This is a genomic window from uncultured Xylophilus sp. (assembly GCA_913776965.1).
Taxonomy (GTDB): domain Bacteria; phylum Pseudomonadota; class Gammaproteobacteria; order Burkholderiales; family Burkholderiaceae_C; genus Xylophilus.
In genome coordinates this window covers 1-22,924 of record CAJYQL010000060.1, presented here as the reverse complement: position 1 = coordinate 22,924, position 22,924 = coordinate 1, and the positions used below count along the sequence as shown (strand labels likewise).

General features: G+C 67.2%; 25 protein-coding genes. 15 read left to right on the top strand and 10 right to left on the bottom strand.

Going from position 1 to position 22,924, the window contains the following annotated elements; translation table 11 throughout:
* Nucleotides 1-38: 38 nt before the first annotated feature.
* Complete coding sequence (locus QZ500_RS08895) at nucleotides 39-377, top strand: P-II family nitrogen regulator (protein ID WP_295853967.1); 339 nt, start codon at nucleotides 39-41, stop codon at nucleotides 375-377.
* A gap of 36 nt (nucleotides 378-413) precedes the next feature.
* Here the strand turns inward: QZ500_RS08895 and QZ500_RS08890 are convergent, their stop codons facing one another.
* The 6 genes from QZ500_RS08890 to QZ500_RS08865 are packed head-to-tail and all read right to left on the bottom strand — an operon-like array spanning nucleotide 414 to nucleotide 3,730.
* Nucleotides 414-1,016: a TIGR00730 family Rossman fold protein gene (locus tag QZ500_RS08890; protein ID WP_295853964.1), complete on the bottom strand. Its 603-nt coding sequence runs from the start codon at nucleotides 1,014-1,016 to the stop codon at nucleotides 414-416.
* Between the two features lie 20 nt (nucleotides 1,017-1,036).
* A complete protein-coding gene (locus QZ500_RS08885) occupies nucleotides 1,037-1,444 on the bottom strand; it encodes a diacylglycerol kinase (RefSeq protein ID WP_295853961.1) in 408 nt (135 codons plus the stop codon).
* Entirely contained in the window at nucleotides 1,441-1,998 is a 558-nt protein-coding gene (locus QZ500_RS08880) for an RDD family protein (RefSeq protein ID WP_295853959.1), read from the bottom strand. The genes QZ500_RS08885 and QZ500_RS08880 overlap by 4 nt, the downstream gene beginning before the upstream one ends.
* Before the next feature lie 13 nt (nucleotides 1,999-2,011).
* Nucleotides 2,012-2,686 (bottom strand): DUF3106 domain-containing protein, encoded by a 675-nt coding sequence (locus QZ500_RS08875; protein ID WP_295853955.1) that lies wholly within the window; start codon nucleotides 2,684-2,686, stop codon nucleotides 2,012-2,014.
* A gap of 25 nt (nucleotides 2,687-2,711) precedes the next feature.
* Nucleotides 2,712-3,167, bottom strand: coding sequence for a DUF3619 family protein (locus QZ500_RS08870; RefSeq protein ID WP_295853953.1), 456 nt, complete (start codon nucleotides 3,165-3,167; stop codon nucleotides 2,712-2,714).
* On the bottom strand, nucleotides 3,164-3,730 hold the full coding sequence (locus tag QZ500_RS08865) for an RNA polymerase sigma factor (protein WP_295854041.1): 567 nt from the start codon (nucleotides 3,728-3,730) through the stop codon (nucleotides 3,164-3,166). Before QZ500_RS08865 ends, QZ500_RS08870 begins: the two co-directional genes overlap by 4 nt.
* A gap of 262 nt (nucleotides 3,731-3,992) precedes the next feature.
* On the opposite strand from QZ500_RS08865, the gene QZ500_RS08860 reads away from it, so the two are divergent.
* The 13 genes from QZ500_RS08860 (at nucleotide 3,993) to QZ500_RS08800 (ending at nucleotide 17,602) form a co-directional block, all read left to right on the top strand.
* Nucleotides 3,993-5,783 carry an acetolactate synthase 3 catalytic subunit gene (locus tag QZ500_RS08860; RefSeq protein ID WP_295853949.1) on the top strand — a complete coding sequence of 597 codons (1,791 nt, stop codon included), beginning with the start codon at nucleotides 3,993-3,995 and terminating at the stop codon, nucleotides 5,781-5,783.
* 106 nt (nucleotides 5,784-5,889) lie between these two features.
* On the top strand, nucleotides 5,890-6,381 hold the full coding sequence (ilvN, locus tag QZ500_RS08855; RefSeq protein ID WP_295853947.1) for an acetolactate synthase small subunit: 492 nt from the start codon (nucleotides 5,890-5,892) through the stop codon (nucleotides 6,379-6,381).
* A gap of 133 nt (nucleotides 6,382-6,514) precedes the next feature.
* Nucleotides 6,515-7,531, top strand: a complete 1,017-nt coding sequence (gene ilvC, locus QZ500_RS08850) for a ketol-acid reductoisomerase (protein WP_295853942.1) — start codon at nucleotides 6,515-6,517, stop codon at nucleotides 7,529-7,531.
* 158 nt (nucleotides 7,532-7,689) lie between these two features.
* Nucleotides 7,690-8,520, top strand: a complete 831-nt coding sequence (gene pssA / locus QZ500_RS08845) for a CDP-diacylglycerol--serine O-phosphatidyltransferase (RefSeq protein ID WP_295853939.1) — start codon at nucleotides 7,690-7,692, stop codon at nucleotides 8,518-8,520.
* Between the two features lie 203 nt (nucleotides 8,521-8,723).
* On the top strand, nucleotides 8,724-10,424 hold the full coding sequence (gene leuA / locus QZ500_RS08840) for a 2-isopropylmalate synthase (protein ID WP_295853937.1): 1,701 nt from the start codon (nucleotides 8,724-8,726) through the stop codon (nucleotides 10,422-10,424).
* Nucleotides 10,425-10,696: 272 nt separating this feature from the next.
* Nucleotides 10,697-11,743, top strand: coding sequence for a serine hydrolase (locus QZ500_RS08835; RefSeq protein WP_295853935.1), 1,047 nt, complete (start codon nucleotides 10,697-10,699; stop codon nucleotides 11,741-11,743).
* Nucleotides 11,744-11,901: 158 nt separating this feature from the next.
* Nucleotides 11,902-12,543, top strand: coding sequence for a peroxiredoxin (locus QZ500_RS08830; RefSeq protein WP_295853932.1), 642 nt, complete (start codon nucleotides 11,902-11,904; stop codon nucleotides 12,541-12,543).
* 7 nt (nucleotides 12,544-12,550) lie between these two features.
* On the top strand, nucleotides 12,551-13,135 hold the full coding sequence (locus QZ500_RS08825; RefSeq protein ID WP_295853929.1) for an alpha/beta hydrolase: 585 nt from the start codon (nucleotides 12,551-12,553) through the stop codon (nucleotides 13,133-13,135).
* Nucleotides 13,132-14,130, top strand: coding sequence for a sulfate ABC transporter substrate-binding protein (locus QZ500_RS08820; RefSeq protein WP_295853926.1), 999 nt, complete (start codon nucleotides 13,132-13,134; stop codon nucleotides 14,128-14,130). The genes QZ500_RS08825 and QZ500_RS08820 overlap by 4 nt, the downstream gene beginning before the upstream one ends.
* Nucleotides 14,131-15,003 carry a sulfate ABC transporter permease subunit CysT gene (gene cysT / locus QZ500_RS08815; RefSeq protein ID WP_295853923.1) on the top strand — a complete coding sequence of 291 codons (873 nt, stop codon included), beginning with the start codon at nucleotides 14,131-14,133 and terminating at the stop codon, nucleotides 15,001-15,003.
* Nucleotides 15,000-15,953: a sulfate ABC transporter permease subunit CysW gene (gene cysW / locus QZ500_RS08810; protein ID WP_295853921.1), complete on the top strand. Its 954-nt coding sequence runs from the start codon at nucleotides 15,000-15,002 to the stop codon at nucleotides 15,951-15,953. Before cysT ends, cysW begins: the two co-directional genes overlap by 4 nt.
* A gap of 19 nt (nucleotides 15,954-15,972) precedes the next feature.
* Nucleotides 15,973-17,082 carry a sulfate ABC transporter ATP-binding protein gene (locus QZ500_RS08805; RefSeq protein WP_295853919.1) on the top strand — a complete coding sequence of 370 codons (1,110 nt, stop codon included), beginning with the start codon at nucleotides 15,973-15,975 and terminating at the stop codon, nucleotides 17,080-17,082.
* Between the two features lie 13 nt (nucleotides 17,083-17,095).
* Nucleotides 17,096-17,602: a disulfide bond formation protein B gene (locus tag QZ500_RS08800; RefSeq protein ID WP_295853918.1), complete on the top strand. Its 507-nt coding sequence runs from the start codon at nucleotides 17,096-17,098 to the stop codon at nucleotides 17,600-17,602.
* On the opposite strand, the gene QZ500_RS08795 is transcribed toward QZ500_RS08800, so the two are convergent.
* Genes QZ500_RS08795 through QZ500_RS08780 form a run of 4 tightly spaced genes read right to left on the bottom strand, consistent with a single transcriptional unit; the run spans nucleotide 17,588 to nucleotide 21,413 of the window.
* The gene (locus tag QZ500_RS08795) at nucleotides 17,588-19,315 is read right to left on the bottom strand and encodes a diguanylate cyclase (protein WP_295853916.1); all 1,728 of its coding nucleotides are present in this window, start codon (nucleotides 19,313-19,315) and stop codon (nucleotides 17,588-17,590) included. The genes QZ500_RS08800 and QZ500_RS08795 overlap by 15 nt on opposite strands.
* 25 nt (nucleotides 19,316-19,340) lie before the next feature.
* On the bottom strand, nucleotides 19,341-20,690 hold the full coding sequence (gene argA, locus QZ500_RS08790) for an amino-acid N-acetyltransferase (protein WP_295853911.1): 1,350 nt from the start codon (nucleotides 20,688-20,690) through the stop codon (nucleotides 19,341-19,343).
* A 7-nt stretch (nucleotides 20,691-20,697) separates the two neighbouring features.
* A complete protein-coding gene (locus QZ500_RS08785; protein ID WP_295853908.1) occupies nucleotides 20,698-21,120 on the bottom strand; it encodes a PIN domain-containing protein in 423 nt (140 codons plus the stop codon).
* Nucleotides 21,117-21,413, bottom strand: coding sequence for a hypothetical protein (locus tag QZ500_RS08780; protein WP_295853905.1), 297 nt, complete (start codon nucleotides 21,411-21,413; stop codon nucleotides 21,117-21,119). Before QZ500_RS08780 ends, QZ500_RS08785 begins: the two co-directional genes overlap by 4 nt.
* A 72-nt stretch (nucleotides 21,414-21,485) precedes the next feature.
* Between QZ500_RS08780 and hrpA the strand changes: the two genes are divergently transcribed.
* The coding region (gene hrpA, locus QZ500_RS08775) for an ATP-dependent RNA helicase HrpA (RefSeq protein ID WP_295853902.1) at nucleotides 21,486-22,924 on the top strand (1,439 nt) is incomplete at its 3' end.

Below are 22,924 nucleotides of genomic sequence, written 5' to 3'. Positions count from 1 at the left end.
CGCACGACGCGAATTTTCCCGGACCACAGGACACATCCATGAAGCAGATCACCGCCGTCATCAAACCGTTCAAGCTCGAGGAGGTGCGCGAAGCGCTCGCCGAATGCGGCGTGACCGGCCTGACGGTCACCGAAGTCAAGGGCTTCGGCCGCCAGAAGGGCCACACCGAGCTCTACCGCGGCGCCGAATACGTCGTCGACTTCCTGCCCAAGGTGAAGGTCGAGGTGGTGATCAACGACCAGGAAGTCGAGCGCTGCGTCGACGCGATCGTCAATGCCGCCCGCACCGGCAAGATCGGCGATGGCAAGATCTTCGTGACCGAGGTCGAGCGGGTGATCCGCATCCGCACCGGCGAGGAGAACGAGTCCGCGATCTGAGCGGCACCGCACCGGCGGCCGGCCGCGGCCGTCCTGTCAGATCACGCTGCGCGGCGGCACGACGTCGCCTGCCGCGCGGACCATCGCGGTCTGCAGCGCCGGCAGCAGCGTGCCGGCATCGTCGGACACTTGCAGCAGCTGCATCTGCCAGTCGCCCATGAATCCCGCAGCGACGCTCTGGCGCAGGAAGCCGAGCAGCCCGTCGTAATAGCCGCCGACGTTCAGCAGCCCGAGCGGCTTGTCGTGGTAGCCGAGCTGGCGCCAGGTCCAGGCCTCGAACAGTTCCTCGAAGGTGCCGATGCCGCCCGGCAGGGCCAGGAAGCCGTCGCACCGCCCGGCCATCAGCGCCTTGCGCTCGTGCATCGTCTGCACGACGTGCAGTTCGTCGCAGCGGTGATTGGCGGCCTCCATGTCGACCAGCGCCTGCGGGATCACCCCGACGACCCGGCCGCCTGCCGCCTGCGTCGCGTCGGCCACGAGGCCCATCAGGCCGTTGTGTCCGCCGCCGTAGACCAGCTGGCCGCCCTGGCGCCCGATCCAGTCGCCGACCGCCTGCGCCGCCGCCGCATGCGCCGGGTCCACCCCGGGCCGCGAGCCGCAGTACACGCACAGGGAAAAGGCAGGGGAGACAGAAGGCATGGAAGGCAGGGGTGCAAAGGTCACAGAAAGCTGCTCGCCAGGGCTGCCACGAACAGTCCGCCGCAGAGCAGCAAGCTCAGGAGTACCGCCGCACTGCCTAGGTCTTTCGCCTGCTTGGACAGCGCGTGCCATTCGGGCCCGATGCGGTCGATGGCCGATTCGATCCCGGAATTGAGCAGTTCGACGATCAGCACCAGCACCACCGATCCGGCCAGCAGGCCGACCTCGGCCCAGCCCCGGCCCAGCCAGCCGGCGAGGGCGAGCATCGGCATGGCCAGCAGGGCTTCGGTGCGGAAGGCCGTCTGCTGCCAGCCGGCACGCAGACCGTGGAGGGAATACCGTCCGGCATGCCAGATGCGTACCAGCCCGCGGCGCGCCTTCTGCGCCGTCGGCGCCTCCTGGCCGGTCGGCCGCGGTGCAGCGGTCATCGGCGCCGCACCGGCTCCGGCCGCCAGGTGACGAGCCGAGTGCCGGCCAGGGCGTCGTGCAGGAACTGCCGCTGCGGATGCAACCGGCTCAGCAGCGCCCAGAACACCACCCAGCCGCAGACGATGACGGCCGTTTCGCCGGTGGTCAGGTGGAACGGCGCGACGGCGGCCAACGGCGGCAGCAGCCACAGCCAGCTCAGCAGGTAGCGCCCGAGCCCGCGCAACTGCGATACCGGACGACCGTGGCGGTCGACCAGCCGGATGTGCCAGGTCTTCATCGCCAGCGTCTGGCCGTGCGACCAGAACCAGGCGAAGTAGATGCCGAGCATCACGAACAGGAAGGCCTGCTGCAGGTGGCGGTTGTCGAGCGCGTGGCGCGTCTGGCTGAGGGTGCTGAACAGGTAGCTCGCGATGAACACCACGCCGAACAGCAGCATGCCTTCGTAGAGCCAGCAGGCCATCCGGCGGCGCAAGGAGGGTGCTACGAGATCGATAGCGGGAGACGCAGGCGCGGCCTGCGCAGAAGGCCCGTGGGGCCCGGAAACCAGGGACATGGAAGATAGGCGCTCAGCGGGACGCAGCGGGCGGCGTCGCGGGGTGGACGACCGGGTGCTGCGGAAGGAGCGTATTGTGGTCCAGATCGCTGGCGCGCACGCCGATCTTCGGCCGCGGCTGCTGGGTGTCGACCACCGGCGCGATGCGGGTCAGCCGCGGCTGCGCCTCGGGCTTGATGGTGGCGGCACCGCCGGCGGGCCGGGCCGGCTTGCTGGTCGATGCGAGCTTGCCGCGCTCCTCTTCGCTCAGCGCCTGGTAGGCCTCCCAGCGCGCCTTCTTTTCGTCGGCCGGCAATTTGCTCGTCTCGGCAAAGTTGAGCCGCGCCTGGTTGCGCTGCTGCACGCTCAGGGCCGCCCAGTCGCTCATGCGCTCCTGCAGCTTGGCCTGCTCGCCTTCCGACAGCCGGTCGTAGTTGCGGGAGAGGACAATCCACTTCTGCCGCTGGGTCTCCGACAGGCCGGCCCAGTGGGCCGCGAGCGGTGTCAGTGCGGCCTGCTGGCGCACGGTGAGGTCGTTCCAGCCGGGCCGCACCGGCGTGCGCACCGAACCGGCGCTGGTGCCTGCGGGCGCAGCGCCGGGCTTCACGTCCTGCGCCAATACGTGGCCCGTCGAGATCAGCCCGGCCGCCAGCCCGGCCGCAGCCGCATGGCATGCACCGGCACGCAGGAGCTTTCCGTGGAACGACATGAGGGGCACGCAGCGTCCGCAGCCGTCAGTGGGTCTGCGGACCGCCGTCCTTCAGGAACTGCACGAAACCCGGGTCGGTATAGGCCGCCGGCGGCAGGTCGTCGGTGAGCAGTGCTGCATCGACATCCGCCAGTTCGCTCACTCGGTTGTCGTCCTGTACGAACTGGATCGCCACCAGCCCTGCGGCCAGTGCGAGCAGCGGCACCACCGACGCCCAGCGGGTCCACAGCCCCGGGCCGCTGCCGCCGCCCAGGCTGGCGCTGCTGCCGCCGTTGCCGAACACCGCGGACGCCGTCCGCGCCCGCACATTCGCCACCCGGTCGGCCGTGCGGCGACGCGCCAGCGCCTGGCTGCGCGCCATCTTCAATCGTTCCGAGACGTCGTGCGGCAGCGCGCGAGCGCCGGCGGACAGGCGCGCGGCGATGCGGTCGCCGAACTCGTCCTGCAGCTGGTCGGAGGTGAAGGTGTGCGATTGCGTCATATGTGGATTCCCTTTGCCTTCAGCGCCTTGCCGAGGGCCTGGACGGCCCGGGAACAGTGCGTCTTGACGCTTCCTTCGGAGCAGCCCATGGCCGCGGCGGTCTCGGCCACGTCCATTTCCTCCCAGTAACGCATCAGGAAAGCCTCGCGTTGACGCGGCGGCAGTTCCTGTATCGCGGATTCGATCTGCTGCAGCACCTGGCTGCGCCGCGTGGTGTCCTCGGCGCTCTCAGTGCGGTGGGTGCCGTCGTCGATCTCGAGCGTGTCGAGCAGGTTGAAATCGCCGTCCTCGCCGGCGACTTCGAAGTCGCTGATGTTGGAAAACAACGCATTGCGCGTCTTCTGGCGGCGGAACCAGTCGAGCGTGCAGTTCGACAGGATGCGCTGGAACAGCATCGGCAGTTCGTCGGCCGGCCGGTCGCCGTAGTGCTCGGCCAGCCGCAGCATGCTGTCCTGCACGATGTCGAGTGCCGCTTCCTCGTTGCGGACGTGGTAGACCGAGCGCTTGAAGGCGCGGCCTTCGACGCCTTTGAAGAAGTCGGAGAGTTCCTGTTCGGTGGCCAAGTACGTGGGGAGCGCGGGCGCGTCGAGCCGGGGGCGATGGCGCGAATTATCCATAGCCATGCCATTTCCGGGGCTCCGGGTATGCACCCGCCCGGCGGAATGCGATAATCCGCGTTGCAATTCAAAAAGCAAACGGGTTCCGGTCCGGCGCAGCAAGCATCTCGCCCATGTCCGCGAACCTTAAGTTTCGACGCCGCCTCACAAGGGCCGAGCGAAGAAGCACCCAAGGTTTTTCGTCAGAGAAATACCCGAAAGGTTGATCATGGAAATCTCGAAGGCCGAACTCAGCTCGGCAGCCGCCGCAGGCGCGCAATCCGCATCCCCGAACGAACCGCAGGAAGTCATGGGCGCCGAAGCGCTCGTGAAGTCGCTGCAGGCCGAAGGCGTCCAGTACATCTGGGGCTATCCCGGCGGCGCGGTGCTCTACATCTACGACGCTTTCTACAAGCAGGACACGATCCAGCACGTGCTGGTGCGCCACGAACAAGCGGCAGTCCACGCGGCCGACGGATTCGCCCGCGCCACCGGCGAGGTCGGTGTGGCCCTGGTCACCTCCGGACCGGGCCTGACCAACGCGGTCACCGGCATCGCGACCGCGTATATGGATTCGATCCCGATGGTGATCATCAGCGGCCAGGTCCCGACCGCTGCGATCGGCCAGGATGCCTTCCAGGAATGCGATACCGTCGGCATCACCCGCCCGATCGTCAAGCACAACTTCCTGGTGAAGGACCCGCGCGACATCGCCGTCACGATCAAGAAGGCCTTCCACATCGCCCGCACCGGCCGGCCCGGTCCGGTGGTGGTGGACATCCCGAAGGACGTGTCCTTCAAGAAGGTCACCTGGAACGGCTATCCGCAGACCGTGGAGATGCGTTCCTACAACCCGGTGAAGAAGGGCCACGGCGGCCAGATCCGCAAGGCGCTGCAGCTGCTGCTGACCGCCAAGCGGCCGTACATCTACACCGGCGGCGGCGTGCTGCTCGGCAACGCCACCGAAGAGCTGCGCACCCTGGTCGACATGCTCGGCTATCCGGTGACCAACACCCTGATGGGCCTGGGTGCTACCCCGGCGTCCGACCCGAAGTTCCTCGGCATGCTCGGCATGCACGGCACCTGGGAAGCCAACAATGCGATGCAGCACTGCGACGTGCTGCTGGCCGTCGGCGCACGGTTCGACGACCGGGTGATCGGCAACGTCAAGCACTTCGCGCAGAACGAACGCAAGATCATCCATATCGACATCGACCCGTCCTCGATCTCCAAGCGGGTCAAGGTCGACGTGCCGATCGTCGGTGACGTGAAGGACGTGCTGGGCGAACTGATCGCGATGCTCCGCGAGTCCGCGCAGCGTCCGGATGCCGACGCGCTCGGCGCCTGGTGGAACACCATCGGCGACTGGCGTGCCCGCGACTGCATGAAGTACGACCGCGGTAACCAGGACGTCATCAAGCCGCAGTACGTGGTAGAGACGCTCTGCGCCATGACGCGCGACGTCGACACCTACATCACCTCCGATGTGGGCCAGCACCAGATGTGGGCGGCGCAGTACTACAAATTCGAGCAGCCGCGCCGCTGGATCAACTCGGGCGGCCTGGGCACGATGGGCGTGGGCATTCCGTACGCGATGGGCATCAAGCTCGCGCGGCCGGAGTCCGAGGTGTTCTGCATCACCGGCGAAGGCTCGGTGCAGATGAACATCCAGGAACTGTCCACCTGTCTGCAGTACAACACGCCGATCAAGATCTGCTCGCTGAACAACCGCTACCTGGGCATGGTGCGTCAGTGGCAGCAGATCGAGTATTCGGGCCGCTACAGCCACAGCTACATGGACGCGCTGCCCGACTTCGTGAAGCTGGCCGAGGCCTACGGCCACGTCGGCATGCTGATCGAGCATCCGCGCGACGTGGAGCCTGCGCTGCGCGAGGCCCGCAAGCTCAAGGACCGGACGGTGTTCATGGACTTCCGCACCGACCCGACCGAGAACGTGTTCCCGATGGTGCAGGCCGGCAAGGGCATCACCGAAATGCTGCTCGGCTCCGAAGATCTCTGATCTCCGGCGCATCCTTTCCTTCTCCTTTCCGGACGAATCTATCGACCGCCGAGTCCACGCATTACCGTGCGTGGAGGAGGGCGGCGAGAAGAGGAATCCCGCCGCCATGAAACACATCATCGCTGTCCTGCTGGAAAACGAGCCCGGTGCTCTTTCCCGCGTCGTGGGCCTGTTCTCGGCCCGCGGTTACAACATCGAATCGCTGACGGTCGCCCCCACCGAGGATGCCAGCCTGTCGCGCATGACGATCCAGACCGCCGGTTCAGACGAGGTGATCGAGCAGATCACCAAGCACCTGAACCGCCTGATCGAAGTCGTCAAGGTCGTCGACCTGACCGAAGGCGCCTACACCGAGCGCGAGCTCATGATGGTGAAGGTCCGCGCCGTCGGCAAGGAGCGCGAGGAGATGAAGCGCATGGCCGACATCTTCCGCGGCCGCATCATCGACGTCACCGACAAGAGCTACACGATCGAGCTGACTGGCGACCAGGCGAAGAACGACGCTTTCCTGCACGCCATCGAGCGCAGCGCGATCCTCGAGACGGTGCGCACCGGCGCCAGCGGCATCGGCCGCGGCGAGCGCGTCCTGCGCGTCTGACCCCTTCTTTCTTTCCTCCGCCTCGGCCTCGACGGGCTCGGCCTGGGCGGATTCCTTGTGTGGCGACCCATACCCTGCGTTCGCCTGAGCCTGTCGACGGGCGATTTCGCCAACAAGAACCGGAGCATCTCCTATGAAAGTTTTCTACGACAAAGACGCCGACCTGAGCCTGATCAAGGGCAAGACCGTCGCCATCATCGGCTACGGCTCGCAGGGCCACGCACATGCGCAGAACCTCAACGACAGCGGTGTGAAGGTCGTGGTCGGCCTGCGCAAGGGCGGCGCGTCGTGGGACAAGGTCGGCAAGGCGGGCCTGCAGGTCGCCGAAGTGGCCGATGCGGTCAAGCAGGCCGACGTGGTCATGATCCTGCTGCCGGACGAGCAGATCGCCAACGTGTACAAGAACGACGTGGCTCCGAACATTAAGCAGGGTGCCTCGCTGGTGTTCGCGCACGGCTTCAACGTGCACTACGGCTTCGTGCAGCCGCGTGAAGACCTGGACGTCTGGATGGTCGCGCCCAAGGCCCCGGGCCACACCGTGCGCGGGACCTACACCCAGGGCGGCGGCGTGCCCCACCTGGTGGCCGTGCACCAGGACAAGTCCGGCAAGGCCCGCGACCTGGCCCTGTCCTATGCCATGGCCAACGGCGGCGGCCGCGCCGGCATCATCGAGACCAACTTCCGTGAAGAAACCGAAACCGACCTGTTCGGCGAGCAGGCCGTGCTGTGCGGCGGTACCGTAGAGCTCATCAAGGCCGGCTTCGAGACGCTGGTGGAAGCCGGCTACGCGCCCGAGATGGCGTACTTCGAGTGCCTGCACGAGCTGAAGCTGATCGTGGACCTGATCTACGAAGGCGGCATCGCCAACATGAACTACTCGATCTCCAACAACGCCGAATACGGCGAGTACGTCACCGGCCCGCGCGTCGTGACCGAGGAGACCAAGAAGGCGATGAAGCAGTGCCTGAAGGACATCCAGACCGGCGAATACGCCAAGAGCTTCGTGCTCGAAGCGGCCGCCGGCCAGCCGACGCTGATCAGCCGCCGCCGCCTGAACGCCGAGCACCAGATCGAGCAGGTCGGTGCCAAGCTGCGCGCGATGATGCCCTGGATCGCGAAGAACAAGCTGGTCGACCAGACCCGCAACTGAGGCGTTCCGTGCCCCTGCAAGAAGGCCACTCCGGTGGCCTTTTTGCATGGCGCGTCGACGGCGCTGGTTACACTGCCCGCAACCGGGCGTGCAGATGCCTGGCGCTCCGAATTCGATAGCACGCTGCGCCCGCGGGGCCTGCGCAAAAAGGGTATTTCATGCAGAAATCGTCGCCGCAGCCGGACAGCGGCTTGGTCGTGCGCAAGCGCCGCAAGGGCATCTACATCTTGCCGAACCTGTTCACGCTGGCCGCGCTGTTCGGCGGCTTCTATGCGATCGTCATGGCGATGAACGGCCGCTTCGACCTGGCGGCGGCCGGCGTGTTCTGCGCGATGGTGCTCGACAGCCTGGACGGCCGGGTCGCCCGCATGACCAATACGCAAAGCGCGTTCGGCGAGCAGATGGACTCGCTCTCCGATATGGTCTCCTTCGGCGCCGCGCCGGCCCTGATCGCCTACGAGTGGGCGCTGCGCGGGCTAGGGCGCTGGGGCTGGATTGCGGCATTCGTATACTGCGCCTGTGCGGCGCTGCGGCTGGCGCGCTTCAACGTCAATACCGCGGTGGTGGACAAGCGCTACTTCCAGGGCCTGCCGTCGCCGGCCGCGGCCGCGCTGGTCACCGGCTTCATCTGGCTGATGACCGAAACCGGCGTGCGCAACGGAGACAGCCTGTGGTTCAGCTGGCCGCAAGTGGTGTGGATCACCTTCGGCTTCACGCTGTATGCCGGCCTCACGATGGTGACCAACGTGCCGTTCTACAGTTTCAAGGACATCCGCATGAAGAAGAGCGTGCCCTTCGCCGCCATCGTGCTGATCGCCCTGGCCATCGCGGTGATCAACATCGATCCTCCGACGGTGCTGTTCGGCATCTTCGTGGCCTACGGGTTGAGCGGCTACGTGGTCTATGCAGTGCGCAAGGCCAAGGGTGTGCAGACCAGCGTGATCAGCACCTCCACCGACGAGCCGGACGAGCGCGGCTGGCACCGATGAAAACCCGCATGGCACATCGACGATGCGCTGTGCTAGAGTGCGCCGCTATGAACACGATTTCGCTGGCGCTACTACAACTGCTCGACGGGCAGAGTCGGTAGCGCACGCGTACACCCCCACTCGACGGCCCGTTTGCACCAGCAGCGGGCCGTTTTGCTTGGGGGTTGCTGGTTTTGATTCCCTTCCTGGAAAGCGAGATTCCCATGTTGCAGCAGCCCTCCACCAAGTACCGCGCCTTCCCTCCGGTGGGCCTGAAGGACCGGACCTGGCCCGACGCCGTGCTGACCGAAGCGCCGATCTGGTGCAGCGTGGACCTGCGCGACGGCAACCAGGCACTGATCGAGCCGATGGACATCGCCCGCAAGATGAAGATGTTCGAGATGCTGGTGGAGATCGGCTTCAAGGAGATCGAGGTCGGTTTCCCGTCGGCGTCGCAGGTGGAGTTCGACTTCGTGCGCATGCTGATCGAGGAAAACCGCATTCCCGACGACGTGACGATCCAGGTGCTGACCCAAGCGCGCGAGCCGCTGATCCGCCGCACCTTCGAGGCACTGCAAGGCGCTCCGCGCGTGATCGTCCATCTCTACAACGCGACGGCCCCGGTGATGCGCCGCGTGGTGCTCGGCATGGACGAGGACGAGATCGTCGCGCTGGCACAGACCAATGCGCGGCTGTTCAAGGAACTGGCCGCCGAGCAGCCCGCGACCCACTGGACCTTCCAGTATTCGCCGGAGATGTATTCGGGCACCGAACTCGAGTTTTCGCGCCGGGTGATCGATGCGGTGACCGAGGTGTGGCAGCCGACGCCCGACCACAAGTGCATCATCAACCTGCCGACGACGGTCGAGCATTCGACGCCGAACATCTTCGCCGACATGGTGGAGTGGACGCACCGTCATATCGCGCGGCGCGACGCGATCGTGCTGTCGATCCACCCGCACAACGACCGCGGCACCGGTACGGCGGCGGGCGAATTCGCGATCATGGCGGGCGCCGACCGGCTGGAAGGCTGCCTGTTCGGCAACGGCGAGCGCACCGGCAACATGGACATCGTCAACGTCGCACTCAATCTGTACACGCAGGGCGTGTCGCCGGGGCTCGACTTTTCGCGCATCGACGAGATCCGCCGCACGGTGGAACACTGCAACCAGCTGCCGGTCCATCCGCGCCATCCGTACGTGGGTGAGCTGGTCTACACCTCGTTCTCCGGTTCGCACCAGGACGCGATCAAGAAGGCGTTTTCCGCGCGCAAGGACGGCGACATCTGGGACATGCCCTACCTGCCGGTAGATCCGAAGGACCTGGGCCGCAGCTACGAAGCAGTGATCCGCGTCAACAGCCAGTCGGGCAAGGGCGGCATTTCGTACCTGCTCGAGAGCGAATACGGGCTCGAACTGCCGCGCCGCCTGCAGATCGAGTTCAGCCAGGTCGTGCAGCGGGCCATGGACGCCGGCGGCAAGGAACTGACCGCGCAGGACATCTGGTCGCTGTTCGAAGCCGAGTATCGGCTGAACGCGGTGCCGGCGCCCCTGCACCGGGTGAGCGAAGACAGCGCCTCCGACAGCACGCTGGTGCGCCTCGATGCCGAGATCGACTGGGACGGTGCCTCGCGCAGCCTGCACGGCGAAGGCAGCGGCCCGATCGATGCCTTCGTGGCAGGGCTGAAGACGGTGACCGGGCGTGCCGTCCGGGTGCTGGACTACCACCAGCACTCCATCGGCTCCGGCGCGGATGCACGGTCGGTCGCCTATGTGGAAGTGCAGGTCGATGGCATGCCCAGCGTGTTCGGTGCGGCGATCGACGCGAACATCGTGTCGGCATCGCTGAAGGCGATCCTGTCGGGGCTGCTGCGCTCGACGGCGACGACCGCGGGAGCGTCGCAGGCGGAAAGCGCCACGGTCTGAACGTCGGAAAAGGCCTACCACGACAGTGCACTACCGCCGCTGCCAAATGAAAATTACAAAGTAAAGTCACGGTTCCGCGTGGCGCTGCGGAAACAACTGCTTATAATTTCGGCAATTATTGAAGAAAATCGTGCAAGTCGTTGATCTTGTGCGATTTTTTTTGGGCGCTCTTGCGTGCCTTTTTCTGCATTCGCCTCCCCGGAGATTCTTTGATGTCGAGTCGTAACCCTTCGGTCTTGCGTCGTCTTGGTCCTCTGCTGGGCATCGCCGTCATGGCGGTATCGCTCGCGTCGCCGCAGGCCCATGCCAACGAGCGCAAAAAGGCGGTGGCAGCAAAAAAGGCGCCGGTGGCCGTGGTCGCTGAACGCAAGCAGGCTGCCAAGGCGGCTCCGGTGCGCAAGGTGGCCGGCGTGGCGCCGCAGCGCGTGTCCCGTACGCTGGTGCCGGGCGTTCGGACGGTGGTGGCGCGTGCGGCGCCGGTCAAGGCCGCAATCATCCCGGCGCGGCCGTCGTTCGGCCAGCTGGCCGGCTTGCATGCCGTGACCGACCCGCTCGACCTGCGTTCCAGTGTGGCGCTGGTGATCGACCAGGACACCCAGGAAGTCCTGCTCAGCAAGAACGACAACGCGGTTCTGCCGATCGCCTCGATCACCAAGCTGATGACCGGCGTCATCGTCAGCGAAGCCAAGCTGCCGATGGACGAGGAAATCACCATCACCCAGGACGATGTCGATACCGAGAAGGGCAGCAGCTCCCGGCTGGTCGTCGGCGCGACGCTGACACGCGCCGAAATGCTGCACCTCGCGCTGATGTCCAGCGAGAACCGCGCGGCCCATGCCCTCGGCCGGACCTACCCGGGTGGCCTGACCACCTTCGTGACGCTGATGAACGCCAAGGCCCGCATGCTCGGGATGACCGACACCCGTTACGTGGAGCCGACCGGCCTGTCGAGCCGCAACCAGTCGAGCGCGCGGGACCTGGCGACGCTGGTGAGCGCTGCGTACAACGACGCGACGCTGCGCGAACTGACGACCTCGCCCAGCCATGTGGTGGAAGTCGGCAAGCGCACGCTGCAGTACAACAACACCAACCGGCTGGTGCACAGCCCCGCATGGGAGATTGGCCTGCAGAAGACCGGCTACATCTCGGAAGCCGGGCAGTGCCTGGTGATGCAGGCCCGCGTTGCGGGCCGCAAGCTGATCATGGTGTTCCTCGATTCCGCCGGCAAGCTGAGCCGTGTCGCGGATGCCGAGCGCGTGCGTCGCTGGGTGGAATCGGCCTCGACTTCGGCGGCGATCGCCCGTCACATCAACGGCTGATGCGCTCCGCTCCTCAAAAAAAAGCTGCTCCGGCAGCTTTTTTCTTTGGGGACGAAACACTCGATATGCGCTTATCGAGATAACTAAACAAAAATATATTCGTTCCGCTTGTAAGGGCGCGTTCACACAATAGCGCATCACTTCCAAGGAGAGAACGCATGCCGACATTGCGCCTGGGCGACACCGCCCCCGATTTCACGCAGGAATCTTCCCAAGGCCCGATCCATTTCCACGAATGGGCCGGTGACAGCTGGGTCGTGCTGTTCTCCCATCCTGCCGATTTCACGCCGGTCTGCACCACCGAACTCGGTCGTACCGCCGCGCTGTCCGGCGAGTTCGTCAAACGTGGCGTCAAGCCGATTGCGATCAGCGTCGACCCGGTCGACAAGCACCAGCAGTGGATCGGCGACATCAACGAAACGCAGAACACCACGGTCGACTTCCCGATCCTGGCCGATGCCGACCGCAAGGTGTCGGAGCTGTACGATCTCATCCACCCCAACGCGTCGGCCACCGCCACGGTGCGCAGCGTGTTCTTCATCGATCCGCAGAAGAAGATCCGCGCGACGCTGACCTATCCGGCCAGCACCGGCCGCAACTTCGACGAGCTGGTCCGGGTGATCGACTCGCTGCAGCTGACCGACAGCCACAAGGTCGCCACGCCTGCGAACTGGAAGGACGGCGACGACGTCGTCATCCTGCCGAGCATCCAGGACCCGGCCGAACTGGCGCAGCGTTTCCCGAAGGGCTTCAAGGCTGTCAAGCCCTACCTGCGGGTCACGCCGCAGCCCAACAAGTAAACCGCCGGTGGCCGCGTCGCCCCGCATCATCATCGTGCCGGGCTGGCGCGACTCCGGGCCGGGCCACTGGCAGAGCCTATGGGCCGCGCGCCTGCCGGACGCACACCGGGTGGAGCAGGACGACTGGGTCACGCCGAACCGTACGGCCTGGGTGTCGGCCCTGGAGCGGCTGGTGCTCGCCTCCGACCGCCCGGCGGTGATCGTGGCGCACAGCCTGGGCTGCATCGCGGCTAGTCATTTGGGGCCCGCGGCGCAGGCACGTATCGTCGGCGCCCTGATGGTCGCTCCGGCTAACCCGGAACGGCTGGCGGTGCTGAGCGACTTCGCGCCGGTGCCGCACAAGCGGCTGCCGTACCGCAGCATCGTGGTCGGCAGCAGCAACGATCCGTTCTGCCCGATCCGGTTGTCCGGCGCCTATGCGCGGTCCTGGGGCAGCGAGTTCATGCGCCTGCCCGACGCCGGCCACATCAACGTCGAGTCGGGCCATGGAGAATGGCCACTCGGACTGGCGTTGCTGCAATCGCTGACCGGCAACCTGGCGCTCGGCACCGACACTTCCTCCTTTCCCATTCCCGCACCTGCAACCGCATGAAAACCCGTCTCAAGGCCGCCCTGGCCGTCGTCGCCCTCGCCGCATCGACCCTCGCTTCCGCCCAGAATTCGCTGCTCAACGCCTCCTACGACGTGGCCCGCGAGTTCTACAAGGACTACAACGCCGCGTTCGCCGCGCACTACAAGAAGACCGCTGGCGTCGATGTGAAGATCGACCAGGCCCACGGCGGCTCCAGCGCGCAGGCGCGTGCGGTGGCCGACGGCCTCGATGCCGACGTGGTGACGATGAACACCTCGACCGACATCGACTTCCTGGCCGACCGCGGCGTGGTCGCCAAGGACTGGAACAAGCGCTTCCCCGACAACGCGGCGCCGACCACCTCGACGATGCTGTTCCTGACCCGCAACGGCAATCCGAAGAACATCAAGGACTGGGACGACCTGGTGAAGCCCGGCGTGCAGGTCGTGGTGGTCAACCCGAAGACCGGCGGCAATGGCCGCTACGCTTATCTGGGTGCCTGGGGCTATGTGAAGAAGAAGGGCGGCACCGATGCGCAGGCCGCCGAGTTCCTGACCAAGCTCTACAAGAACGTGCCGGTGCTCGCCTCCGGCGGCCGTGCCGCGACGACCACCTTCCTGCAGCGCAACATCGGCGACGTGCTGATCACCTTCGAATCCGAGGTTGTGTCGATCAACAAGGAATTCGGCGAAGGCAAGGTCGACGCGGTGCATCCGTCGATCAGCGTGGTGGCCGAGAACCCGGTCGCCGTGGTCGAGCGCACCGTCGCGAAGAAGGGCACGGCCAAGCTCGCCAAGGCCTACCTGGACTACCTGTATTCCGACGAGGCGCAGGAGATCGCCGCCAAGCATGCGCTGCGTCCGCGCTCGCAGGCCGTGCTCAAGCGCCATGCCGACGTGTTCAAGCCGATCCAGCTGTTTACCGTGCAGGAGATGTTCGGCGGCCTGGGCGAGGCGCAGAAGGTCCACTTCAACGACGGCGGCCAGTTCGACAAGATCTACACCGTCGGCAAGTAAATGGCCGACGCGACGCTTTCGATGCCGGCGGCGCCGGCCGCGCGCGGCCGTGGCCGCCGCGTGCTGCCGGGCTTCGGCCTGACGCTCGGCTACACGCTCTTCTATCTGGGCCTGATCGTGCTGGTGCCGATCTCGGCCCTGTTCCTGAAGACCTTCTCGATGACGCTCGAGCAGTTCTGGGCGGCGGTCAGCTCGCCGCGGGTGCTGGCGTCCTACCGGCTGACCTTCGGCGCCTCGCTGATCGCCGCGCTGGTCAACCTGGTCTTCGGCCTGCTGCTGGCCTGGGTGCTGGTGCGCTACAAGTTTCCGGGCAAGAAGATCATGGATGCGCTGGTGGACCTGCCGTTCGCACTGCCCACCGCCGTCGCCGGCATCTCGCTGACCGCGATCCTGGCCGGCAACGGCTGGATCGGCCAGTACCTGGAGCCGCACGGAATCAAGCTCGCCTTCACGCCCGCAGGCGTGGTGATCGCGCTGATCTTCGTCGGGCTGCCGTTCGTGGTGCGCACCGTGCAGCCGGTGCTGGAAGACGCCGAGAAGGAACTGGAAGAGGCCGCGACCTGCCTGGGTGCGACGCGGCTCCAGACCTTCGTCAAGGTGATCCTGCCGTCGATCATGCCGGCGCTGCTGACAGGCTTCGCGATGGCCTTCGCCCGCGCGATCGGCGAATACGGCTCCGTCATCTTCATCGCCGGCAACATGCCCATGGTGTCCGAAATCACGCCCCTCATCATCATCGGCAAGCTGGAACAGTACGACTACACCGGCGCTACCGCGGTCGCGGTGGTGATGCTGCTGATCTCCTTCGTGCTGCTGCTGGTCATCAACGGCCTGCAGGCCTGGCAGCGTCGCCATGCGGGGATGCCGGCATGAGCGCGATCCCGACGACTCCCGGGGCCGCTGCCGCGCAGCGCCCGCAGGCGCGCACCCGCGCCGGCACCACCGAAGCGGCCTGGGTCCGCTATACGCTGATCGGCATCGCGCTGGTCTTCATGGTGCTGTTCCTCATCCTCCCGCTTGCTGCTGTCTTTACCGAGGCGCTGCGCAAGGGGGGGGGTGCCTACCTGGAAGGCCTGCGCGAACCCGACGCCTGGGCCGCGATCCGGCTTACGCTCCTGACGGCGGCGATCTCGGTCCCGCTCAACCTGGTGTTCGGCGTGGCCGCCGCCTGGGCGATCGCCAAGTACGAGTTCCGGGGCAAGGCGTTCCTCACGACGCTGGTCGACCTGCCGTTCTCGGTGTCGCCGGTAGTCGCGGGCCTGATGTACGTGCTGGTCTTCGGCGCGCAGGGCTGGTTCGGCCCGTGGCTGGCGGCGCACGACATCAAGATCATCTTCGCGGTGCCGGGCATCGTGCTGGCGACGGTGTTCGTCACCTTCCCGTTCATCGCACGCGAACTGATTCCGCTGATGCAGGCGCAGGGCAGCGACGAGGAGCAGGCGGCGATCGTGCTGGGCGCGACCGGCTGGCAGACATTCTGGCACGTGACGCTGCCCAACATCAAGTGGGGCCTGATGTACGGGGTGATCCTGTGCAATGCCCGCGCGATGGGCGAGTTCGGCGCGGTGTCGGTGGTGTCGGGCCACATCCGGGGCCAGACCAACACGGTGCCGCTGCACGTCGAGATCCTCTACAACGAGTACCAGTCGGTCGCGGCCTTCGCGGTGGCGTCGCTGCTGGCGCTGCTCGCGCTGGTCACGCTGGTCATCAAATCCATCGTCGAATGGCGGCACGAGCGCGAGCGGCGTCTGTCGGCCGAGCTGCCGCCCGAGGCGCCGCTGTCGGCCGGCCCCGCCACGCCGGCTGCCGGCGCGCTCCGCTGACCATTACAGGACTGTTCCCATGAGTATCGAAATCCGCAACGTCAGCAAGCTTTTCGGCGATTTCCAGGCGCTGCGCGACGTGAACCTCGACATCGCGTCCGGCGAACTGATCGCGCTGCTCGGCCCGTCGGGCTGCGGCAAGACCACGCTGCTGCGCATCATCGCCGGGCTGGAAACGGCCGACACCGGCAGCATCCTGTTCGCGGGCGAAGACGCGACCGACAAGCATGTGCGCGACCGCAACGTCGGCTTCGTGTTCCAGCACTACGCTCTGTTCCGCCACATGACGGTGTTCGAGAACGTCGCCTTCGGCTTGCGGGTCAAGCCGCGCGGCCAGCGTCCGAGCGAGGCCTTCATCAAGGAGAAGGTGCATTCGCTGCTCAACCTGGTGCAGCTCGACTGGCTGGCCGACCGCTACCCGTCGCAGCTCTCCGGCGGCCAGCGGCAGCGTATCGCACTGGCGCGTGCGCTGGCGGTCGAGCCGAAGGTGCTGCTGCTCGACGAGCCGTTCGGTGCGCTCGACGCCAAGGTCCGCAAGGAACTGCGCCGCTGGCTGCGCCGGCTGCACGACGAGCTGCATGTGACCAGCATCTTCGTGACCCACGACCAGGAGGAAGCGCTGGAAGTGGCCGACCGGGTGGTGGTGATCAACAAGGGCCGGATCGAGCAGAGCGGCTCGCCGCAGGAAGTCTGGGACCATCCGGCGAGCCCGTTCGTCTACGGCTTCCTGGGCGACGTGAACCTGTTCCACGGCCGCGCCCACGAGGGCGAGGTCCACCTCGACGGCCTGCAGATCGCGGCACCCGAGCATGCGGCGGTGCAGGACGCGAAAGCCGCCGCTTACGTGCGCCCGCACGACTTCGACGTGGAGCGCCACGTCGAGGGCGTCGGCCGCGACGAGGACGGCCGGCCGCGCGGCATCGTCGCGCGTCTCAGCCGCGCCATCGTGGTCGGCCCGATCGCCCGGCTGGAACTTATCCCGGTGGGCGACGATCCATCGGCGGGCGGCTCCTGCACGGAGTCGATCATTGAGGCGCAGATTCCTGCGCAGCAGTACAAGGAACAGGGCTTCCACGAGGGCGAGACGCTGGTGTTGACACCGCGGCGCGCCCGCGTGTTCGTCGAATAGAACGGGATCTCAGATGGGTGTGGCAACGGGGAGGGCGCGGTCGCTGCGGCGGGTGTTCGGTCTGGTGGCGGCGGCCTGCGTGGCGATGCTGGCGTTCGGGCTGTATCTGCAGCACGTCGTCGGACTGGAGCCCTGCCCGATGTGCATCGTCCAGCGTTACGCTCTCATTTTGGTAGCTGTCTGCGCAGGCGTGGCGGGCGCCAGCGGCCGAAAAGGCTTGTGGATCGGTGCCGGGTCGCTCGGCGTGGCGGCGGCGGCCTTCGGCGCCTTCGTCGCGGCGCGGCAGAGCTGGCTGCAGTGGTACCCGCCGGAATTCGCCTCCTGCAGCCGCGACTTCTACGGAATGATCGAGACCTTCCCGTTGAAGCGCGCGATCCCGATGATCTTCAAGGGCAGCGGCGACTGCACCGCGATCGACTGGACCTTCCTCGGCGGCTCGATCGCCAACTGGTCTTTCGTGTGTTTCGTCCTGCTAGGCCTGGCGCTGCTGGGCGTGCTGCTGCGGCTACGGCGCGGCTGATCCGCCCGTAGCACTCCCGCCGCCGCTGCTGATGCGGACCTGGCCGCGGCCGGCGCGCTTGGCGGCATAGCAGGCCGCATCGGCCTGGGCCATGGCACGGTCCGGCGAATCGTCCGGGCCGAAGACGTGCAGGCCGATGCTCACCCCGAGCGGGTAGTGCGTGCCCTGCCAGCCGAAGCCGCGCTCCTGCAGGAGCGCGACGATGCGTTCGGCCACTGCGCGCGCGTCGGCCTCGCCGCAGTTCCACAGCACCACCGCGAATTCGTCGCCGCCGATGCGGGCCACCAAGTCGCCGGGTCGCACGCACGATCCGAACAGGGCGGCGGCCGACTGCAGTGCCGCGTCGCCTGCCGCGTGGCCGCCCGAATCGTTGATGCGCTTGAAGCCGTCCAGGTCGAGGTAGCACAGGGCGTGCGACCGCGGCGGGCCGTCTGCCGCCATCGGGCCGGTCGCGTCGGCGAGCGACTGCTGCAGCAACATCCGGTTCGCGAGGCCGGTGAGCATGTCGTGCGTGGCCTGGTGTTCCAGCCGCTGCAGCAATTCGTCGCGCTGCTCTTCGGCGCGTTTGCGCAGTCGGATGTCTTCCAGGTGCACCATCAGCGAGGCGACGCGGCCCTGCGCGTCGCGGATCGGCGTGAAGGAGAGCTGCACCGGGATCGGGGCCGCGTCGGTCCGCGTCAGCCGGCCTTCGCGCTGCAGGAAGTGGGTGAGGCCGCTGCGCAGTTCCGCCATCAGGCCGGTCAGGGGCGAGATGCCGGCGATCTCCGCGACATCGCCGAAATGGCAGGCGAGCAGGGCGTCGCGCGGCATCGCGGCCAGGCGGCACAGTGCGTCGTTCACGGCGACGAACCGCAGCGTGAAGGCGTCCAGCATGCAGGTGGCGATGCCCGCCTGGTCGAAGGCACCGCGAAAGCGGGCTTCGCTCTCGCGCGCCCGCAGCTCGGCGGCGCGCAGATCGCGCTGCTGGCGGATCAGCTGGGTGATGTCGCTGTGCATGCTGATCTGCTGCCCGTCCTGGGTCGGGTGCACGATCACCCGCATCCAGCGGTCGTCGGGCAGGGAGACCTCGAACGGTGCTCCGGGAAAGCGCTGGTATTCGTGGAGCTGGGCGCTGCGCTGGACCGGGTCCTGCGGCGTCCGGTCGCCGGCCTCGCGCCAGACCTGCGCCACGATGTCGCCGTAGCTGCGGCCGAGCACCACTGCCGGGGCGGCAACGCGGTAGAGCTGGGCGAACGCCGGGTTGTAGCTGCGCGCCAGCCCGTCCGGATCGAGCACCAGCACCCCTTCGGCGAGCTTGTCGTAGGGCGAGCCCGACTCCAGGCTCAGCATGCCGAACGGCGACACCGTCGCGCGCTCCGGCGAGGCGATCTCCACCCAGATCCGCACCCGGTGGCCGTCCTGGCCCGGCAGCGACGCGACCCGCAGCCAGCGGTCGCGGTGCTGGAAGACGTAGGGCTGGGACTGGCTGCGGTGCCGCGCCACGCCGTCGGCGACGTAGCGCTCCATCAGCGGCATTTCGTCGGCCGACAGCCGGCCGCGGTAGAAGCGGCGCAGGTTCTCCTCGTAGGGTTCGCCGCGGTGGATCCGGCCGGCGTGCTCCGGGAAGAAGTGCAGGAAGGTGCCGTTCCACCGCTCGGTGCAGTCCTGCCCGTCGAAGGTGCAGGCCGCGATGCCCAGGCTTTCCAGCAGGTCGAGGATCAGCGGGGCTTCCATGGTGGGCAGGCGGGCGGTGCCGGGATCAGACCAGCTTCTTCACCAGGACCTGGCTCTTGCGGTCCCAGTTGTATTTGCGCTTGCGGGCCTCCGGCAGCCAGTCGGGATCGACCGGCTGGAAGCCGCGCTTCAGGAACCAGTGCATGGTGCGGGTCGTCAGCACGAAGATGCTGGTCAGGCCCATTGCGCGGGCGCGCTGCTCGATGCGCCGCACGATCTTGTCGCCGTCGCCCTGGCCCTGGCTCTGGGGTGACACGGTCACCGCCGCCATCTCGCCGGTGCGCGCTTCCGGATAGGGGTAGAGCGCCGCGCAGGCGAAGATCACGCCGTCGTGCTCCAGGATCGTGTAGTGGTCGGCGTCGCGCTCGATCTCGGTGCGGTTGCGCTTGACCAGCGTGCCGTCCTTCTCGAACGGCTCGATCAGCTGCAGGATGCCGCTCACGTCGTCGCCGGTGGCCTGCCGCACTTCCTCCAGCTTCTCGTCGATCACCATCGTGCCGATGCCGTCGTGCACGTAGACCTCCAGCAGCAGCGAGCCGTCGACCGCGAACGGGATGATGTGGCTGCGCTCGACACCGGCCTTGCAGGCGCGCACGCAGTGCTGCAGGTAGAACGCCGGATCGGTCGGCAGTTGCGCCGGCGGCAGCTGGGCGAGCAGCGCTTCGGCGGCGGCCAGCGGCATCTCGGTGTCGATGGGGTTGTCCTCGCCTTCGGGTTCCTGCGGCGATTGGCGTATGCCCGGCGTCTCGGTCAGGAAGATCAGCTTGTCGGCCTGCAGTTCCGACGCGACCCGGGTCGCCACTTCCTCCATCGTCAGGTTGAAGGCTTCGCCAGTGGGGGAGAAGCCGAAGGGCGAGAGCAGCACCATCGCGCCGAAGTCGAGCGAGCGCAGGATGCCGGCGGTGTCCACCTTGCGGACCAGGCCGGAGTGCTTGAAGTCCACGCCGTCGACGATGCCGACCGGACGCGCCGTCACGAAGTTGCCGGAGATGACGCGCACCTGCGCGCCCGCCATCGGCGTGTTCGGCAGGCCCTGGCTGAAGGCGGCCTCGATCTCGTAGCGCAGCTGGCCGGCCGCCTCCTGGGCGCAGTCGAGCGCCACGCCGTCGGTGATGCGGATACCGTGCGAATACAGCGCCGCATGGCCCTTGGCCGCGAGCTGCTCGTTGACCTGCGGACGGAAGCCGTGCACCAGCACGACCTTCACGCCCATGCTCTGGATCAGCGCCAGGTCCTGGGCGACCGAGGGCAGCTTGCCGGCGGCGATCGCCTCGCCGGCCAGGGCCACCACGAACGTCTTGCCGCGGTGCAGGTGGATGTAGGGCGCGACCGAGCGGAACCACGGCACGAAGGTGAAATTGAAGACGGCGGACATGGCGGGTTCAGTCAGTCGAGCGGAAGGGGTTCACGACGGTCAGGCTGCCGAACTTCTGTCCATGCGTGCCGTCTTCGGTGTAGAGCACATCGGCGTGCGCGCGCAGCGCCGCTTCCAAGATGAGGGCGTCCCACCACGACAGGCGGTGCTGCTGCGCGAGGTCGATGCCGGCCTGGATGCTCTGCGCCGAGCTGCCGATCACCTCGAACGCGCAGAGCTGCTGCACTTGGTGCTGGGCTTCGCGCGGGCTGAGCGGCGGGCGCAGCTTGCGGGTGCCGATGTTGTAGAACTCCTGCAGCACCTGGGTACTGAGCACCACCGTATGTTCGGCCGCCGCGCGCTCGAAGCAGGCGATCGCCGCCTCCTGGCGCACCGGGTCCGACGCATCCACCGTGTAGAGCAGGATGTTCGTGTCGAAGAAACAGATCATGCGTCCGTGCCCGCGGGCGACCCCGCGCCGGCCGTGCCGACAGCACCGGGGGCGCCGGGGTAGGCGCGTTCGTAGGCATCGTCGCGCGACCAGCGGGCGCCTTCGCTGTTGGCGCGGCTGCGGCGCGCGGCGGCCACGAAGGCCTGGGCGGCCGACTGCTGGCGGCTGCCGCCCTGCGCGTAGTCGGTCAGGAATTCCCGGATCTTGGCGCTGACCGAGGTGCCTTCGTGGATCGCACGCACGCGGGCCTGGCGGACGACGTTCTCGTCGAGGGCAATGGTGAGGTTGGTCATGGCAGCACCGTGGCGAACAGGGACACGAAAACCAGTGTAGCACGTGAACTCGTGCAATGCGATAATCGGGCTGTGACCCTCCGCATCGACTTTCCCGCATCCCTTCCCGTCTCCGCCCGCCGCGACGAAATCCAGGCCGCGATGGAGGCTCACCAGGTCGTCATCGTCTCGGGCGAGACCGGCTCCGGCAAGACTACGCAGATCCCGAAGATCGCCCTGGCGATGGGACGCGGCAAGCTGAACGCCGAACCGGGCCGGGGGCGGCTGATCGGCCACACCCAGCCGCGACGGATCGCTGCGTCGTCGGTGGCCAAGCGGATCGCGGAGGAACTGCAGACGCCGCTCGGCGAGGTGGTCGGCTTCAAGGTCCGGTTCCAGGACCGGCTGTCGAAGGACGCGTCGGTCAAGCTGATGACCGACGGCATCCTGCTCGCGGAGACGCAGACCGACCCGCTGCTGAAGGCCTACGACACGATCATCATCGACGAGGCCCATGAACGCAGTCTGAACATCGACTTCCTGCTCGGCTACCTGCGCGAGATCCTGCCGCGCCGGCCCGACCTGAAGATCGTCGTCACCTCGGCCACGATCGACGCCGACCGGTTCGCGCAGCATTTCGCGTCGGCCAAGGGGCCGGCGCCGGTGATCCATGTGTCGGGCCGCACCTTCCCGGTCGAGCAGCGCTGGCGCCCGTTCGAGGAATCGCGCGACTATGGCCTGAACGAGGCGATCGCCGACGGGGTGGACGAGCTCTGGGCCGGCGGTGCGGGCGGCGACATCCTGGTCTTCCTGCCCGGCGAGCGCGAGATCCGCGAGGCCGCCGACCATCTGCGCGGCCACCTGGCGCACCAGCCGGTACTGCGCCATGCCGAAGTGCTGCCGCTGTTCGCGCGCCTGTCGCAGGCCGAGCAGGACCGGGTCTTCGACGGTCACACCGGCCGGCGCATCGTGCTCGCCACCAACGTGGCCGAGACCTCGCTCACCGTGCCGGGCATCCGCTACGTGATCGACGCCGGCACCGCCCGGGTCAAGCGCTATTCCTTCCGCAGCAAGGTCGAGCAGCTGCTGGTCGAGCCGGTCAGCCAGGCGGCGGCCAACCAGCGTGCCGGCCGCTGCGGCCGGGTCGCCAACGGCATCTGCATCCGGCTCTACGACGAGCAGGACTTCCTCGGCCGGCCGCGCTTCACCGACCCGGAGATCCTGCGCTCGTCGCTCGCCGGCGTCATCCTGCGGATGAAGTCGCTGCACCTGGGCGACGTGGCGCGCTTCCCGTTCTTGGAGGCGCCGTCGGGCCGCGCGATCGCCGACGGCTACCAGCTGCTGGCCGAACTTGGTGCGGTGGACGAGGCCAACGAGCTGACCGAGGTCGGCCGGCAGCTCTCGCGGCTGCCGCTCGACCCGCGCATCGGCCGGATGATCCTGGAGGGCCGCGACCGCGGTGCGCTGGAAGAGGTGCTGATCATCGCCAGCGCGCTCAGCGTGCAGGACGTGCGCGACCGGCCGATGGAGGC

Bases quoted from the DNA above. Each gene is read 5' to 3' on its own strand.
- QZ500_RS08780 (WP_295853905.1), bottom strand. From the start codon at position 21,413: ATGACCAACCTCACCATTGCCCTCGACGAGAACGTCGTCCGCCAGGCC.
- leuA (WP_295853937.1), top strand. From the start codon at position 8,724: ATGTTGCAGCAGCCCTCCACCAAGTACCGCGCCTTCCCTCCGGTGGGC.
- QZ500_RS08875 (WP_295853955.1), bottom strand. From the start codon at position 2,686: ATGTCGTTCCACGGAAAGCTCCTGCGTGCCGGTGCATGCCATGCGGCT.
- QZ500_RS08830 (WP_295853932.1), top strand. From the start codon at position 11,902: ATGCCGACATTGCGCCTGGGCGACACCGCCCCCGATTTCACGCAGGAA.
- QZ500_RS08800 (WP_295853918.1), top strand. From the start codon at position 17,096: ATGGGTGTGGCAACGGGGAGGGCGCGGTCGCTGCGGCGGGTGTTCGGT.
- QZ500_RS08860 (WP_295853949.1), top strand. From the start codon at position 3,993: ATGGAAATCTCGAAGGCCGAACTCAGCTCGGCAGCCGCCGCAGGCGCG.
- QZ500_RS08805 (WP_295853919.1), top strand. From the start codon at position 15,973: ATGAGTATCGAAATCCGCAACGTCAGCAAGCTTTTCGGCGATTTCCAG.
- QZ500_RS08795 (WP_295853916.1), bottom strand. From the start codon at position 19,315: ATGGAAGCCCCGCTGATCCTCGACCTGCTGGAAAGCCTGGGCATCGCG.
- ilvC (WP_295853942.1), top strand. From the start codon at position 6,515: ATGAAAGTTTTCTACGACAAAGACGCCGACCTGAGCCTGATCAAGGGC.
- QZ500_RS08895 (WP_295853967.1), top strand. From the start codon at position 39: ATGAAGCAGATCACCGCCGTCATCAAACCGTTCAAGCTCGAGGAGGTG.
- pssA (WP_295853939.1), top strand. From the start codon at position 7,690: ATGCAGAAATCGTCGCCGCAGCCGGACAGCGGCTTGGTCGTGCGCAAG.
- QZ500_RS08890 (WP_295853964.1), bottom strand. From the start codon at position 1,016: ATGCCTTCTGTCTCCCCTGCCTTTTCCCTGTGCGTGTACTGCGGCTCG.
- QZ500_RS08880 (WP_295853959.1), bottom strand. From the start codon at position 1,998: ATGTCCCTGGTTTCCGGGCCCCACGGGCCTTCTGCGCAGGCCGCGCCT.
- ilvN (WP_295853947.1), top strand. From the start codon at position 5,890: ATGAAACACATCATCGCTGTCCTGCTGGAAAACGAGCCCGGTGCTCTT.
- cysT (WP_295853923.1), top strand. From the start codon at position 14,131: ATGGCCGACGCGACGCTTTCGATGCCGGCGGCGCCGGCCGCGCGCGGC.
- QZ500_RS08885 (WP_295853961.1), bottom strand. From the start codon at position 1,444: ATGACCGCTGCACCGCGGCCGACCGGCCAGGAGGCGCCGACGGCGCAG.
- argA (WP_295853911.1), bottom strand. From the start codon at position 20,690: ATGTCCGCCGTCTTCAATTTCACCTTCGTGCCGTGGTTCCGCTCGGTC.
- QZ500_RS08835 (WP_295853935.1), top strand. From the start codon at position 10,697: ATGGCGGTATCGCTCGCGTCGCCGCAGGCCCATGCCAACGAGCGCAAA.
- QZ500_RS08870 (WP_295853953.1), bottom strand. From the start codon at position 3,167: ATGACGCAATCGCACACCTTCACCTCCGACCAGCTGCAGGACGAGTTC.
- QZ500_RS08785 (WP_295853908.1), bottom strand. From the start codon at position 21,120: ATGATCTGTTTCTTCGACACGAACATCCTGCTCTACACGGTGGATGCG.
- cysW (WP_295853921.1), top strand. From the start codon at position 15,000: ATGAGCGCGATCCCGACGACTCCCGGGGCCGCTGCCGCGCAGCGCCCG.
- QZ500_RS08820 (WP_295853926.1), top strand. From the start codon at position 13,132: ATGAAAACCCGTCTCAAGGCCGCCCTGGCCGTCGTCGCCCTCGCCGCA.